This window comes from Micromonospora sp. NPDC047548, assembly GCF_040642975.1.
In the GTDB taxonomy this organism is placed as follows: Bacteria; Actinomycetota; Actinomycetes; order Mycobacteriales; family Micromonosporaceae; genus Micromonospora.
In genome coordinates this window covers 20,751-35,832 of record NZ_JBEYTI010000025.1, presented here as the reverse complement: position 1 = coordinate 35,832, position 15,082 = coordinate 20,751, and the positions used below count along the sequence as shown (strand labels likewise).

Annotated in this window: 10 protein-coding genes and 1 pseudogene; 7 read left to right on the top strand and 4 right to left on the bottom strand. The window is 72.5% G+C overall.

Features of this window, described 5'->3' with window-relative positions:
* The first annotated feature begins 14 nt into the window (after positions 1-14).
* Together ABZ807_RS22825 and ABZ807_RS22820 are read left to right on the top strand one after the other, a co-directional pair.
* Positions 15-956: a sugar ABC transporter permease gene (locus ABZ807_RS22825; protein WP_357161387.1), complete on the top strand. Its 942-nt coding sequence runs from the start codon at positions 15-17 to the stop codon at positions 954-956.
* A 162-nt stretch (positions 957-1,118) separates the two neighbouring features.
* Positions 1,119-1,922: a carbohydrate ABC transporter permease gene (locus tag ABZ807_RS22820; RefSeq protein WP_357161518.1), complete on the top strand. Its 804-nt coding sequence runs from the start codon at positions 1,119-1,121 to the stop codon at positions 1,920-1,922.
* Between the two features lie 44 nt (positions 1,923-1,966).
* On the opposite strand, the gene ABZ807_RS22815 is transcribed toward ABZ807_RS22820, so the two are convergent.
* Together ABZ807_RS22815 and ABZ807_RS22810 are read right to left on the bottom strand one after the other, a co-directional pair.
* Positions 1,967-3,721, bottom strand: coding sequence for an ABC transporter ATP-binding protein (locus ABZ807_RS22815; RefSeq protein WP_357161384.1), 1,755 nt, complete (start codon positions 3,719-3,721; stop codon positions 1,967-1,969).
* A complete protein-coding gene (locus tag ABZ807_RS22810; protein ID WP_357161515.1) occupies positions 3,718-5,454 on the bottom strand; it encodes an ABC transporter ATP-binding protein in 1,737 nt (578 codons plus the stop codon). The genes ABZ807_RS22815 and ABZ807_RS22810 overlap by 4 nt, the downstream gene beginning before the upstream one ends.
* A 228-nt stretch (positions 5,455-5,682) precedes the next feature.
* Here ABZ807_RS22810 and ABZ807_RS22805 point away from each other — a divergent pair, with 228 nt between their 5' ends.
* The 3 genes from ABZ807_RS22805 to ABZ807_RS22795 all read left to right on the top strand — a co-directional run bounded on the left by ABZ807_RS22805 (position 5,683) and on the right by ABZ807_RS22795 (position 9,199).
* Positions 5,683-7,392, top strand: coding sequence for a bifunctional 3'-5' exonuclease/DNA polymerase (locus tag ABZ807_RS22805; RefSeq protein ID WP_357161381.1), 1,710 nt, complete (start codon positions 5,683-5,685; stop codon positions 7,390-7,392).
* Between the two features lie 134 nt (positions 7,393-7,526).
* Positions 7,527-8,120 (top strand): nucleotidyltransferase family protein, encoded by a 594-nt coding sequence (locus ABZ807_RS22800; RefSeq protein WP_357161378.1) that lies wholly within the window; start codon positions 7,527-7,529, stop codon positions 8,118-8,120.
* Between the two features lie 47 nt (positions 8,121-8,167).
* On the top strand, positions 8,168-9,199 hold the full coding sequence (locus ABZ807_RS22795; RefSeq protein ID WP_357161376.1) for an aminoglycoside phosphotransferase: 1,032 nt from the start codon (positions 8,168-8,170) through the stop codon (positions 9,197-9,199).
* Here the strand turns inward: ABZ807_RS22795 and ABZ807_RS22790 are convergent.
* Positions 9,192-9,408 (bottom strand): annotated as a pseudogene (locus ABZ807_RS22790) (amidohydrolase family protein); the annotation flags it as partial. The gene ABZ807_RS22795 and the pseudogene ABZ807_RS22790 overlap by 8 nt on opposite strands.
* 244 nt (positions 9,409-9,652) lie before the next feature.
* Between ABZ807_RS22790 and ABZ807_RS22785 the strand changes: the two are divergent.
* Positions 9,653-9,913: a transposase family protein gene (locus ABZ807_RS22785; RefSeq protein WP_357161373.1), complete on the top strand. Its 261-nt coding sequence runs from the start codon at positions 9,653-9,655 to the stop codon at positions 9,911-9,913.
* 48 nt (positions 9,914-9,961) lie between these two features.
* Here ABZ807_RS22785 and ABZ807_RS22780 read toward each other — a convergent pair whose 3' ends face one another.
* Entirely contained in the window at positions 9,962-11,800 is a 1,839-nt protein-coding gene (locus ABZ807_RS22780; protein WP_357161370.1) for a sialidase family protein, read from the bottom strand.
* 535 nt (positions 11,801-12,335) lie between these two features.
* On the opposite strand from ABZ807_RS22780, the gene ABZ807_RS22775 reads away from it, so the two are divergent.
* Positions 12,336-14,711, top strand: coding sequence for a GDSL-type esterase/lipase family protein (locus ABZ807_RS22775; protein WP_357161368.1), 2,376 nt, complete (start codon positions 12,336-12,338; stop codon positions 14,709-14,711).
* The last annotated feature ends 371 nt before the right edge of the window (positions 14,712-15,082 follow it).

Genomic DNA, 15,082 nt, shown 5'->3' with positions numbered 1-15,082 from the left:
AGAGAGTGAGTTAAATGCGGCACGGTGTCGCGCGCTTCGTCACGGGCTTCCTGGCCCTCCCCGTCGCGCTGTACCTCTTCTACGTGGTGTGGCCCTTCGCCCAGGCGGCCGGATACTCGCTGACCAGCTGGGGAGGGTACTCCGACAAGCAGGAGTTCGTCGGGCTGGACAACTACGTCCGGCTGCTCTCCGACGAGCTGATCAGGAAGGCGTTCTGGCACAACGTCTTCTTCCTGATCACCGTGCCGCTCTTCACCATCGCGCTGGCCCTGTTCCTCGCGTTCCTGCTCAACGTGGGCGGACGCGAGGACAGGGCCGGCATCCGGGGGGTGTTCGGCTCCGCCGTCTACAAGGTCATCTTTTTCTTCCCGCAGGTGCTGTCGCTGGTGGTCATCGCCGTGATGTGGCAGCAGATCTACCGCACCGACAGCCAGGGCCTGATCAACGGCCTGCTGATCAAGATCGGCCTGGTCGACGCGGACAACCCGATCGCCTTCACCGCCGACCCGGAGCCGTTCCTCGGCGTACCGGCGGTGCTCTGGTGGCTGCTGCTGATCGCGGTGTGGAGCGGGGCCGGCTTCTACATGGTGCTCTTCTCGGCGGCGATGCAGTCGATCCCGAAGGACATCTACGAGGCCGCCATCCTCGACGGCGCCGGCCGCTTCCACACCTTCTTCCGGATCACGTTGCCGCTGCTGCGGGACACCGTCTCCGTGGCCTGGGTCTACCTGGGCTTCATCGCGCTGGACATGTACGCCCTCGTGTTCGTGATGACGCCCAGCCAGGGTGGACCGAACCACGCCAGCGAGATCTTCGCGTCGGTGCTCAACTTCACCGCGTTCCAGAAGGGCCAGTTCGGCTACGCCTGCGCGATGGGCGTGTCGCTGGCGATCTTCACGATCCTGCTGGCCGCGGCGCAGCTGAAGATCACCCGTCGTGAGCGTATCGAGTTCTGAGGAGGCTGGACGATGAGCACAACGGCGCACGGTGGTCTGACCCGGTCCGACCAGTCTCCGCCCACCCGGCCGGCGGCACAGCGGACGGGGTCCCGCCCCGCCGCCATCGGCGCGCGGATCTTCAACGGCTTCTCCCACCTGTTCCTGGCGGTCTGGGCCGTGATGGTGATCTACCCGTTGCTGTGGGTGGTGATGTCGGCGTTCAAGGACGACTCGGAGGTCATCCGCAAGCCGCTGTCGCTCATCCCCGACAAGCTGCACTGGGACAACTTCACCCGGGCCTGGGGTGAGGGTCACCTCGGCGCGTTCTTCCTGAACACCGTCCTGGTGCTGATCGGCAGCGTCTTCCTGACCATGCTGCTCGGCTCGATGGCGGCCTACGTGCTGGCCCGCTACGAGTTCCGCGGCAACCGGCTGATCTACTACATGTTCCTGTCCGGGCTGACCCTGCCCATCTATCTTGCCGCCGTGCCGCTGTTCAAGGGCGTCTACAACATGGGCATCGTCTTCCCGCTGCTCGGCCCGAACAAGCACCTCATGCTGATCGTGGTCTACGTCGCCTGGTCGCTGTCGTTCACGATCTTCTTCATGCACTCGTTCTTCAGGACACTGCCGAACACGATCGCCGAGGCCGCGATGGTCGACGGTGCGTCACACAGTCGGCTTTTCTTCAGCGTCATGCTGCCGATGGCCAGGCCGGGCCTGATCAGCATCGGCATCTTCAACGTGCTCGGCCAGTGGAACCAGTGGTACCTGCCGACCCTGCTCATGCAGTCGGTGGGCGGCGAGCCGAAGAACCAGGTCATCTCCCAGGGGCTGATCGAACTCTCGGTCAACCAGGGCTACAAGTCCGACTGGTCGGGGCTCTTCGCCGGAGTGACCATGGCGATGCTGCCGGTCCTCATCGTGTACATCGTCTTCCAACGCCAGGTCCAGTCCGGCCTCACCGCCGGCGTCGGCAAGTAGACCGGCCGGCCGCACCTCCCCCGAGGCGCCCGGAGGGGCCCCGCTCACCGCGTGGCCCCTCCGGGCGCCTCGGCGTGCCAGGAGCGCCAGAGGGCGGCGTACGGCCCGTCGGCGCGGACGAGTTCGTGGTGGGTGCCGATCTCGGTGATCCGGCCGTCGGACAGGACGGCGACCCGGTCGGCGTCGTGCGCGGTGTTGAGCCGGTGCGCGATCGCGATGACGGTACGCCCGGTGAGCACGGCCGCGAGGGCCCGCTCGGTACGCCGGGCGGTGGTCGGGTCGAGGGCGGCGGTGGCCTCGTCGAGGATCAGCGTGTGCGGGTCGGCGAGCACCAGCCGCGCGAGGGCGAGCTGCTGGGCCTCGGCCGCGCCGAGTTGCCGGGCCCCGTCGCCGAGCGGGGTGTCCAGACCGTCGGGCAGCTCGGCGTACCAGTCGGCGCCCACAGTGCGCAGCGCGGACCGCATCTGTTCGTCGGAGGCGTCCGGGGCGGCGAAGGCGAGGTTGTCGCGCACCGAGCCGATGAAGACGTGGTGTTCCTGGGTCACCAGGGCGATCCGGCGGCGACGCTCCGCCGGGTCGAGGTCGGTGACCGGGCAGCCGCCGATGGTGACCACGCCCTGCCGTGGCGCGTCGATCCCGGCGAGCAGCCGGGCCAGGGTGGACTTCCCGGCCCCCGACGGGCCGACCACGGCCAGCCGCTCGCCGGGCCGCACGTCCAGGTCGATGCCGTGCAGGACGTCGTGGCCGGCGGCGTAGGAGAACCGCGCCCCGCGCACGACCAGTCGGTCTCCGGCGGACGTGGCCGCCGTGCCGGGCGCCTCCGGTGGCACCAGGCCGACGCCGAGCACCCGGGCGAACGAGGCGAAGCCGCGCTGCGCCTGCTCCGTCCACAGCAACAGCCGGTCCAGCGGATCGATGGCCTGTTGCAGGTAGAGCGCGGCGGCCACCACCGCGCCGAGCGAGACCGCCCCCCGGGAGAGCAGGTACCCGCCGACGAGCAGCACCGCGGCGACCGGCAGCGGATAGCTGGCCTCCACCACCGTGAAGAACACGGTGCGCAGCGCGAGCGTCGCCCGCCGAGCGGCCCACAGCCGGGCGATGCGGGCGGTGCCCTGCGCGATCCGGTCGTCGGCGAGGCGCAGCGCCTCGACGGTGCGGGCGCCCTCGGCGGTGGTGGTCAGCGTCTCGGTGAGTTCCGCGGCGGCCGCGCCCTCGGCCAGGTACGCCGGGCTGGCCCGCCGCAGGTACCAGCGGGTGACCGCGCAGATCGGCGGCAGTCCGGCCAGCGCCGCCAGGCCGAGCAGCGGATGCAGCAGGAAGACCGCCCCGAACAGCAGCGTCAGCTGCACCGAGGCGATGACGATGGTGGGCACCACGTCCCGGACGGTGGCCCCGACGGTGGACACGTCGACCGAGCTGCGGGTGGCCAGCTCCCCGGAGCCGGCCCGCTCGACGACGGAGACGGGCAGCCCGAGCGTCCTGCGGACGAACTCCTCGCGCAGTTCCGCGACGGCCCGCTCCCCGAACCGGTGGCCCGCGTACTGGGCGTACCGGGAGAGCAGCGCCCGCACCAGGACCGCCCCGCCGATCGCCAGGGCCAGCCGGTCGACGGTGGCGACATCCGTACCCCCGGTCACCTGGTCGACGATGCGGCCCAGCAGCCACGGCGGGGCGAGCCCGGCCACCGCGGCGGCGCTGTGCAGCGCCAGCACGGCCAGGACCGCACGCCGGTTCCGGCCGATCAGGTCCCGCAGCGCCCGGCGTACGGCGCTGCGGTCCGCCACCGGCAGTCGGCTCACGGGAAGGCCCCTTCGGCGTCGGCGGGCCGCTCGGCGCCGGGCTCGGCGCTGTCCCGGGCCACCAGGCGCCGGTAGCCCGGGTCCCGGTCGAGCAGGTCGGCGTGGCTGCCGGTGGCGACGATGCGGCCCGCATGCACATGGGCGACCGTGTCGGCCCGGCCGAGCAGCAGCGGCGACGTGGCGAGCACGACGGTGGTCCGCCCGGCCCGCGCGGTCCGCAGCCGCTCGGCGATCCGCGCCTCGGTGTGCGCGTCCACGGCGGACGTCGGGTCGACGAGGATCAGCACCTCCGGCTCGGCGAGCAACGCCCGGGCAAGGCGTACCCGCTGGCGCTGGCCGCCCGAGAGCGTACGGGCCCGGGCGTCGACCGGGGTGTCGAGCCCGTCCGGCAGGGCGTCGGCGACGTCCTCGGCGGACGCGGCGCGCAGCGCCGCGACGATCCGGTCGTCGTCGGTCCCCGGCCCGGGGCGGCCGCCGCCGCCCGCCGGCCGGGGGCGCAGGATGTCGCGCAGCGCCCCGGCGAAGAGGTACGAGTCGTGGTCGGCGACCAGGATCCGGGCCCGGACCTCGTCCAGCGGGATCCCGGTCAGCGGCACGCCGCCCCAGGTGACGTCGCCGGCGACGTACCTGCCGAGCCGGTCGGCCAACGCCAGCGCCGTCGCCGGGTCGTCGGCGGCGACGCCGGTCAGCCGGCCGGCGCGGACGGTCAGCCCGGTCACCGGGTCGTGCAGGTCGGCGGGACGGGCCGGTGCGGACCCCGCTTCCGGCCGGCGGGCGCCGGGCACCGGGCCCGGGCCCCGTCCACCGGGTCCGGTCCGCGGACCGCCGACATCGTCCGGGACCAGATCGAGCAGGGCGACGATCCGGCGGGCGGCGACCCGGCCCCGGATCAGCTGGTGGCCGCCCTCCAACAGGAACCAGACCGGCACGATGAGGGTCGCCACGTATCCGTAGACGGCGACCAGGTCCCCGATGCTGATGTCGCCGGTGACCGCCATCCGGGCCGCCAGCCACACCACCGCCGCCAGGAACAGCCCCGGGATGGCGACCGTGGCCGCGTCGATCCAGCTGTTCACGGCGCCGACCCGGTAGCCCTCGGCGAGCAGCTCCCGGGACCGGGCGGCGTACCGGCGGGCGAACAGGCCCCGGCCGCCGACCCCGGCGAGCACCCGCAGCCCGGCCACGATGTCGCCGGAGCGGGCGGTGAGGGCGCCCTGCTGCTGCCGGTAGACGGACTCCGCCCGTTCGAGGCGGCGCAGCAGGGGCCCGACGACCAGCCCGACCGCCGGCACGCCCACCAGCACGCAGAGCGCGAGGAAGGGGGAGATCGACCAGAGTACGACGGCGATGACGGCGTAGGCGACGACCGCGCCGACCCCCGGCCCGGTCAGCGTCAGCACCTGCGCCGTCCAGTCGATGTCGGAGCCGCCGACGGTGGCCACCTCGCCCGCGGCGACCCGGCGCGGCAGCACCGCGCCGATCCGGGACAGCTGCCGCAGCAGGACTGCGGCCGAGCGGGCCTTCGCGTCCTCCCGGATGAAGGTCATCGTGCGGTGCCGCATGATGCCCAGGTACGACAGGCCCACGCCCGCGACCACGATCGCCGCGACCCAGAGCCACAAAGCCCGGGTGTCGTGCGCGCGCAACCCGTCGTCGACCGCACGGGCGATCAGCCAGGGCCGGACCGACAGCCCGACCATCCAGGCCGTGCCCAGCAGGCTGCCGCGCAGCACCCGCCAGGGCTGGCAGCGGATCAGCCACCACAGGTAGCGCAGTGGCCCCCTGGTGTCCGCGGTGCCGGGTTCGGGATGGGGGATCTGCGGGGGCACCCGCCCACGCTACCGAGCGGGGCGACGCCCCACCGACCCGTTTGCCGGCCTCCGGGCGCCGGCCGAGCCGCCCCCCGCTGTCCCGCAAACCGACGGGGGCGCCGGGCGCCTGACGGGCGGGCGGGTCCGCCGGTGTCACAGGGGCGAGGCAGAATCGCGTCCGTGCTGGTGGCGGTGGTGGCGGACGAGCGGGGCGGGGGAGTTCTCCAGCCTCTCGACGCCCACGGGCGGCCCGCAGGCTCGGCCGTCGCGGTCGTCGACCTCGCCACCGCTGTCGCCGCGCGGGAGGCTGCCGAGCACCCCCGCTGGGTCTGGGCGTCGGGGGCGACGCTCTACCCGGCGCTGCTGCGCGCCGGGGACCGGGTCGAGCGCTGCCACGACGTCGAGTTGACCGAGGCGCTGCTGCTCGGCCACGCCGGCCGCTGGGGCGAGCCGCGCTCGCTGGCCGCCGCGCACGCCCGGCTCACCGGGGCCGCCGTGCCACCCGACCCGCCACCCCGGCCGCCCGCGCCGCCCGGGCACGGCCAGGGCGCGCTCTTCGACACCGTCCCCGGCCCGCCGGGCCCGGGCATCGAGGCCCTGGTCGAGGTGTACGCCGACCAGCTCGCCCGGATCGCCGCGACCGGGCACCCGGGCCGGTTCCGGCTGCTGGTCGCCGCCGAGTCGGCCGGCGCGCTGATCGCGGTGGAGATGGGTGCCGTCGGCCTGCCCTGGCGCGCCGACGTGCACGACGCGATCCTCGCCGAGCTGCTCGGCGAGGCGTCCCCGGTCGGCGGGCCGCCCCGCCGGCTGGCCGAGCTGGCCGCCCGGATCGCCGACGCCTTCGGCGTACGCCAGGTGCACGCCGATTCCCCGGCGGAGCTGCTGCGGGCCTTCGCCCGGGCCGGGGTGGAGCTGCCCAACACCCGGGCCTGGGTGCTGCGCGGCGTCGACCATCCGGCGGTGCCGCTGGTCCTGGAATACAAGGAGCTCTACCGGATCTGGACGGCGCACGGCCGGGCCTGGCGGGACGCCTGGGTCCGCGACGGCCGCTTCCAGCCGGAGTACGTCCCCGGCGGGGTGGTCTCCGGTCGGTGGGCCACCCGCGGCGGTGGCGCGTTGCAGATCCCCAAGGTGATCCGGCGGGCGGTGGTGGCCGACCCGGGCCGGCGGTTGGTCGTCGCCGACGCCGGGCAGCTGGAGCCCCGGGTGCTCGCCGCGGTCTCCGGTGACGCCCGGCTCGCCGCGGCCGGCGGGGCGGGCGACCTCTATGCGGCCCTGGCCCAGGACGCCTTCGCCGGTGACCGGGCCCGGGCCAAGGTGGCCCTGCTCGGCGCGATGTACGGGCAGACCGGCGGGGCGGCGGTTCCCGCGCTGGCGGTGCTCAAGCGCAGCTACCCGACCGCGTTCGGCTACGTGGAGGCGGCGGCCCGCACCGGCGAGGCGGGCGGCCTGGTCCGGTCCTGGCTGGGGCGCACCTGCCCGCCGGGCACGGCGGGGTTCGTCGACGGCGACGACGCGGGAGTCGATCCGGACGCCGGCGCCGACCCGCAGTCCCCGCGCGCCCGGGCGGCCCGGTCCCGGGGCCGGTTCACCCGCAATTTCGTCATCCAGGCCACCGCCGCCGAGTGGGCCTCGACGCTGCTCGCCACGCTCCGGGGCGAGCTGGCCGGCACCCTCGCCGAGCTGGTCTTCTTCCAGCACGACGAGGTGATGGTGCACTGCCCGGCCGAGCAGGCCGAGGCGGTCGCCGAGGCGGTCGGCCGGTCCGGCGAGCGGGCGTCGGTGCTGCTGTTCGGGGACACTCCGGTCCGGTTCCCGCTGGACCTGTCCATCGTCGACTGCTACGCCGACGCGGCATAGCGCACGTTTTTCCCATTTGCCCCGCCACCCCGTGCCCGGGGCGCTCGTTGGGTCCGGTGTGCGTAACGGGCCGGGCAGCTCTGCTCCGGTCCGTCTTCACGACGGAGGTGGCGCAGCTGAACCGGATCGCAGGGATGATCATCGCAGCGGGCGGGGGACGCCGGATCGGCGGACCGGAAGCTCTCCTGCACCAGGGCGGCACGCCCCTGGTGAACCAGATGATCGACACGATGACCGAGGCGGGCTGCGAGCAGATCGTGGTGGTCCTGGGCGCGGCCGCCGACCAGGTGCGGGAGACCGTCGACCTGACCCGCGTCACGGTGGTCGTCAATCGCGCCTGGGGGACCGGGGTCGGCTCCTCCATCCGCGCCGGCCTGGCCGCGCTCACCGACGAGGGGATCGAGGCGGTGGTGGTGGTGCCGGTGGACATGCCGGGGCTCACCCCGGCGGCGGTACGCCGGGTGGCCGCCCTGCCGTACCCGGACGTGCTGGTCTGCGCCACCTACGACGGGCTGCGCGGCTACCCGATGCTCTTCGGCCGGCGGCACTGGCCCGGCATCGCGACCCTGGCCAGCGCCGACGTCGGCGCCCGGCCGTACCTGCTGGCGCACAAGGATCAGATCGTCGACATCGCCTGCGACTCGGTGGCCGACGGCAGCCGGGTCGACACGCCGGAGCTGATGGCGCTCTACGGGCTCACCGTCCCGCCGCAGCGCGTCGGCGTCTGAGCCGGCGGGGGACGGTGGTGTCGGGTCGGGCGGGCTAGGGTCGCGGCGTGAGCCGCCCTCCCGCAGACCTGCTCGACCCGGACGAGCCCGCCGAGCCACTGACCCACAACCCGCTCAACGAGGTCACCGGCGGCATCTGGCGGACCCGGTACGCCGGCCGCCCGGCGGTGCTCAAACTGATCACCCCGCCGGGCGTCGGGAGCGGCCCCGCGCACTGGGCCGGCAGCGACGACCCCGGGCACTGGAACTACTGGCGGCGCGAGGTCGAGGCGTACCGGGGTGGGCTGGCCACCACGGTCTGGGCGGACGCCGGCCTGGTCGCCCCCGAGCCGCTGGCCGTCGACGATCGCCCGGACGGCAGCGTCGCGCTCTGGCTCGCCGAGGCGGCCGGCCGGCCCGGCACCGCCTGCACGGTCGACGACCTGGCCGAGGTCGCAAGCCGGCTGGGCCGCGCCCACGCCGCCATGCGGGACGCTCCGCTCCGGCACCCCTGGCTGGCCCGGGACTGGCTGCGCGACTACACGCTCAGCCGGCCGGTGGCCGAACCCGTGCCGTGGGACCACCCGGCCGCCGTCGCTGCCTGGCCGGCGTCGCTCCGCGCCGACCTGCGCGCGCTGTGGGAGCGCCGGCAGGACGTGCTCGCCGCGACCGACCGGCTGCCCCGGACGCTCAGCCACCACGACGTCTGGCCGACCAACCTGGTCTTCACCGGCGACGGTCCGGTGCTGCTCGACTGGTCCTTCGTCGGCTCCGGGCCGATCGGCGAGGACGCGGCCAACCTGGTGCTCGACACGTTCCTCGACGGTCTCGTCGATGTCGGGCTGCTGGCCGACGTGGCGGCAGCCGTGGTGGCCAGCTACGTCGACGGGCTGCGGGGCGCCGTCGACCCGGCGGCGGCCGTCCGCGCGGTGTGGCTCACCGGCGCGGCCAAGTACTTCTGGCTGGCGCCGGTGATGCTCAACCGGGCCGGCAGCGCCACCGGCCAGACGTACGACCGGCGTGACGAGGCGGCGATGTTCGCCGGCCGCCGCCCGGTGCTGGAGCTGCTGACCGGCTGGGCGGCGGACGTGCTCAGCTGAGGTCGAACAGGGCGGCGGCGCTGTCCCAGCACACCGCGCGCAGCCAGTCGTCGCCCAGGTCGAGCCGGGCCAACCCGGCGAGCTGCTGCGCGTACGGGTAGGGCAGGTTCGGGAAAGTCGCTGCCCAGCAGCACCTTGCCGGCCAGCCCCAGCTCGCACAGCCGGGGCAGCTCACCGGCGGGAAAGGGCACGAACCGGTCGAAGAGCGGCTCTTGTGACGTTCTCGTGGGTGGGTTGAGGCCTTGATCAACGGCACACGCCGCGTCCCGTCTAGGTTTCTGAGCTGCGAAGAACAGAAATCTGAAGATCGGGAAACGGCGTGCGTTTGACCAGGATATTGCATCGACAGGTAGGGCTGGAGAGGGCGGTCGTCGAGGCCGTGCGCCTCGATGCCGACGCCGACGGCGAGGTCCTGGTGATCTCGGCTCGGCCGTATAAGGGCGCGGTGCGCCGGTGCGGACGCTGCCGGCCCGCGCGCCGTGGGCGCGGCATAACACCAGGTTCACGGTCGCGTTCGAGGACACTGCGGCGTGGCTGGCCGCGCGCACGTCGGCGTCGGCGGTGACCGGGCTGCTGCGTATCGCCTGGCGCAGTGTGACCGGCATCGTCGCCCGGGTCGTCGACGCGGCCCTGGTTGGCGTCGATCGGCTGGCCGTACCTGGCGGCCCTCGGCGAACACGGCCGACACGTGATCTGCCAATACATTCGGCGTAGGTGGCGGTGCCCCGCCAGACGACCGCTGGCGGGGCACCGACCCTGTGGCTACTGCTGGGGGTTGATGGTTGTGAACGGGAGGCGGAGCCGGAGCTGCCCGGCGATGGGTGCGTTGTGCTCCCGGATCTCCCGCAGCTCCTCGGCGGTGAGAGCGCGGCCGTAGATGCGGAACTCGTCGAGGGCGCCACGGAACGGGTTGTTGAGGCCGTCGACGCGTCGGCCGAGGTAGACGCTGCGGATGCCGAACTCCCTGCCGGTGGTCACCGAGCCGCGGGGAGCGGCCAGGTCGGCGACGGTGGCGCCGTCGATGAGGACCGTGACCCGGGTCGCCGTTCGTTGCATGGCGACGTGGTGCCAGAGCCCGTCGTTGTATGCGCCCGCGATGGTGATGTTCGCGTCGCCCTGGCCGGTGCCGACGACACCCCGGATGCGGTTGCTCGCCGGTTCGGCCCGCAGCCAGATCTGCGCGGCTCCCGTACCCACCTGGTAGAACCACCAGATCACGATGCTGCCGGTGGTTTCGCTGTACCGGAACCACGTCATGATCGTGAACTGGTCGTCCTCGAGGTCGACGCCCGGGTTGTACGGCACCTCCACGTGGTCGTCCACGCCGTCGAGCGCGAGCCCCTTGCCGTACCGCCCCTCACCCAGCGTTGCGCCGCCGCGCACGTAGGCGGTGTTGTCGTAGCGCGGTGCCGTGTCCGGAGCCGTCGGTCCCGGCTCCGGTGGCGGCGGCAGGCTCGGCGGCGAACCGTTCGGGGTGTCGAGGTACGCCTCGTTGAACCTGACGAACTGGACCGCCTCGTACAGGGCGGCCACGCCGCCTTCGTACAGCACGCCGGCCACGGGCCCCGTGACCGGATCGGTCTCGATCTTGACCAGGTCGGAGTACCCGCCCGGACCCCAGCTGATGACCTTGCCTTCCTGCCAGGTCTCCCAGGTCTGGGTTTCGTCATACGAGGACCTGATCGTCAGGGCCTCGCGCTTGCCGGGGTTGGCGGGTCCGGAGAACAGGATGCGGTCCCGCGCGTCACCTTCGTCGGTGGCGGTGAGGCGCAGCAACGCTGCCTGCACGACCGGCATCGTCAGCTCGGGCACCATCTGGAACGGCGCGTCGTAGCTGCCGCCGCCATCGCTGGAGATCGCGTACGCCCGCGTGCCCTCAGCAGTCCCGGCTTCCCGCACGTTGACGTAGATCCGCCCGTCGGTCAGCTCCACGAGGGTCGACTCGTTGACGAAGATGTCGTCGGCGGCGCCACCGGCGCTGGCGCCGAGGTGCCATGTGTCGCCGCCGTCGTCGCTGTACCCGAGGTGGATGCCGGCGACGGGCCGCCCGTCGGGGCCGACGGACTCATGGTTGGCGCTCATCACCAGCCGCCCGGCGTGCGGGCCGCGTTTGAGCTGGATGGCGTGCACCGGGCCGGTGGCGTACCAGTGGGTCCACTGCGGCAGTATCAGCTCGGTCATTTCCCGCGGCGCGCTCCAGGTCGCTCCTTGGTCGTCGCTGACCTGCAGGTACGGATCGCGGCCACCGCGTCCGGTGCCCGGGTTGTGGGTCGTGAACAGCAAGACCCGACCGGTCCGTTCGTCCACGATCGGCATCGGGTTGCCGTGCGTGTCGCCGTTGCCGCGCGACACGACCTGCAGCGACCCCCACGTACGACCGCCGTCGTGGGACCGCTTCAGCACCAGGTCGATGTCGCCCATGTCGTCACAGTTGTTGATCCGGCCTTCGGCGAACGCCAGCAGGTCCCCGTTGGTGGCCTTCACGATCGCCGGGATCCGGAAGCAGAAGTACCCGTCCGTTTTCGCCGTGTAGACCGCCTGCTCCTCGTGGTACGGCTCGGCGGCGTGCGCGGTGCCGCTGGTGAGCAAGGCAGCAGCCAAGGCCGCGATCACCACAGTGGACAGCAGTCGACGGTGTCTTCGGCTGTTTCTTTGTCTCGTCATGAAATGGGGATACCTCCACTGGTCGCCGCTGGGGCGGATCGTGTCGAACGGCAGGTGAAGCCGGAGCTGACGGTTGTCGCACCTGTTGCGCTCGCGGATCGTCCGCAGCTCTGCCTGTACCGCCCACCTCTCGCCACATGTACGAACGTTGGCAGACATCCTACGTCCTACGTCGGGCGCCGCAAACCCTCCGGGCGGCTTGTCGGCCAGCTTGGTCGACACGTCCCTCCCGAGGCACTTCAACCATCGCGGCATGAGGCGGTTCGCCATCACCCCGCAGGGCGACGCCGAAGGGCCACAACCCCTTTATTTCCTGCATGATGCCCGTCAAGGAGATCTACCTGCATCGACCCCTCTCCGCGCTCGTGCGCACTTGGAGAACAAGCTGAGTCGTGGGCGGACAGAAGGCCGGACAACTGTTGACCGCGACGGGGGCGGGGGGCAAACTCGTTCGCGACCGTGAGGAGATCCCATGTCTTACGTCCGGAGAATGACGCAAGCCGCCGGCACCGTGCTCGCGCTGGTGCTCGGCCTGACAAGCCCGGCCTCCGCGGCCGGCCAGGGCGCCCAGTCGACGGTACCGCCGGATGACTGGGTCGGCACCTGGTCGGCCTCGGCTTCCGGTACCGTGCCCAACCTCCCCACCGGATATGCGGACCGGACCATCCGCAACGTCGTGCACACCAGCGTTGGTGGTTCGGGTGTGCGGGTCTCGCTGACCAACGTCCTCGGCACGGTGGCGGTGCGGATGGACGTGGTGACGGTCGCGGTCGCCGATGCGCCCGACGCGCCGAACGCGGTCGCGGGCACGATGCGAGCGCTCACCTTCGGCGGCGCGCCGTCGGTGACCATCCCGGCCGGCGGCGAGGTGCTGAGCGACCCGATTTCCCTTGCCGTGCCGGAAGATGGCGACCTCCTGGTCAGCGTGTACACCCCGGTGCCGTCCGGGCCGGTGACCTATCACCAGGTGGCCAACCAGACCTCGTACCTATCGCAGAACGGTGATCACGCGGCCGACGAGTCCGGCGCGGCGTTCACCCAGAAGATCACCTTCTGGCCGTACGTCAGCGGCGTGGACGTCCTGGGACAGGCCGAGGGCGCAGTGGTCACGCTCGGCGACTCGATCACCGATGGGAACAACTCGACACGGAACGCGAATCACCGCTGGCCGGATTACCTGGCCGACCGGCTGATCGCCGAGCCTGGGCCGACGCGGCTCGGCGTGCTCAACGCCGGCATTAGCTCGAACCGGCTGCTCAACAACACATGGAACCCCAACGCACTATCCAGGTTGGACCGTGACGTGCTGACCGCGACCGGTGCCCGCTCGGTGATCGTCATGTTGGGAATCAACGACATCGGCGGCCAGCCGCAGCACCACGAGCCATCGAAAATCATCGCGGCACTCGGCCAGATAGCGGCTCAGGTCAAGGCGAAGGGGCTGCGCGTCACCGGTGGCACGCTCACGCCGTTCGGCGGGTCGAGCAACTACACCGAGGAACTGGAAGGCGTGCGGCAGGCGGTCAACGACTTCATCCGCGACGGCGGCGCGTTCGACGCGGTGGCCGACTTCGACGTCGCGCTGCGGGACCCCGCGATGCCGAACCGGTTACGGGCGGAGTACGACTCCGGCGACCACCTGCACCCGAAGGACGCCGGTTACCAGGCGATGGCGGCGGTCGTTGACCTGGACAAGCTCGACACCCGCCCGCCCGGCCACTGGGTCGGCACCTGGCAGACGGCCATGGCGCGGACGACGCCCGGTGCCGACCAGGGCATGCCGAACCACTCGATCCGCAACGTGGTGCACACCAGCGTGGGTGGCGACGCGGCTCGTGTGCGCCTGTCCAACGCGCTCGGCACGGCGCCGGTCCTGATGGGACGGGCGACGCTGGCGGTGGCGGCCCGGCCCGATGCGCCGGACGCGGTCGCCGGCACGATGCGCGAGCTGACCTTCGGCGGCGCGCCGTCGGTGACCATCCCGGCCGGCGGCGAGGTGCTCAGCGACCCGGTCTCCCTTGCCGTGCCGGCAGACGGGGACCTGCTGGTGACCGTCTACACCCCGGCGCCGTCCGGCCCGGTGACCGAGCACCCGCGCTCGTATCAGACGTCGTTCATCACCGCGGACGGCGACCACGCGGCGGACGAGCAGGGCACCGCGTTCACCCAGCCGACTACGGCGTGGTACTACGCGACAGCCGTGGACGTCCGGTCCACCTCCGCGCGCGGCACGGTGGTGACCTTCGGCGACTCGATCACCGACGGGGACAAGTCGACCATCAATGCGAACCTGCGGTGGCCCGACGTCCTCGCCGACCGGCTCGCCGCCGAGCCGGGACCGACCAAGCTCGGCGTGGTCAACAGCGGCATCAGCGGCAACCGGATCCTGGACAGCAGCACCGGAACCGGGATCGGTGGCCCGAACGCGTTCGCCCGCCTGTCCCGGGACATGCTGACCACGTCCGGGGCGCGCACGGTCATCGTGCTCGAGGGCGTCAACGACATCCTCAACCTCGAACACCCCGACCCGGAGACCCTGAAACTCGCCCTGCGGCAGATCGCCGCCCAGGCACACGCACAGGGCCTGCGGGTCGTCGTCGGAACCATCACGCCGATAAAGGGGTGGCGCTCCTACACCGAGGAGCGGGAGAACGTGCGGCAGGCCGTGAACGAGTTCATCCGCACGAGCGACGACTTCGACGCCGTCGTCGACTTCGACGCGGTGGTGCGTGACCCAGCCGACCCGCAACGGATCAACCCGTCGTACGACTCGGGCGACCACCTGCACCCGTCGGACGCGGGCTACCGCGCGATGGCCGAGGCCATCGACCTCGGCGCACTCCGCTGAGTGGTGGCTGCGTGCTGCCCCACCCAGGGCGGCACGCAGCCACCCGCCGGCGCGGTCACGCGCGGCGAGCGGCCAGCGCCCAGACGGCCATCGCCGGCACTCCGGGGCCGTCGCCAACCGCCAGCATACCGGCTGGTCCATCCGAGCTGCGGCGTCTTCACCCAGGGCGGCGACCACGTGATCGCGGCGACCGCCGGTCCCGATCCGGCCTACGGGGCCCAGCGGGAGGGTGAACGGTTCGCCCTGCGGGCATGGGTCACATCCTGCCGTCCCGCGTGTCCCCTGCTGCCGTCCGGCACGGATCACGGCATTCTCGGCGGGTCCCGAAACAAGATCACCGAGCCAGCCCCGGAATGCCCAGTCGCCGCCAG

Bases quoted from the DNA above. Each gene is read 5' to 3' on its own strand.
- ABZ807_RS22825 (WP_357161387.1), top strand. From the start codon at position 15: ATGCGGCACGGTGTCGCGCGCTTCGTCACGGGCTTCCTGGCCCTCCCC.
- ABZ807_RS22820 (WP_357161518.1), top strand. From the start codon at position 1,119: ATGGTGATCTACCCGTTGCTGTGGGTGGTGATGTCGGCGTTCAAGGAC.
- ABZ807_RS22800 (WP_357161378.1), top strand. From the start codon at position 7,527: ATGATCATCGCAGCGGGCGGGGGACGCCGGATCGGCGGACCGGAAGCT.
- ABZ807_RS22775 (WP_357161368.1), top strand. From the start codon at position 12,336: ATGTCTTACGTCCGGAGAATGACGCAAGCCGCCGGCACCGTGCTCGCG.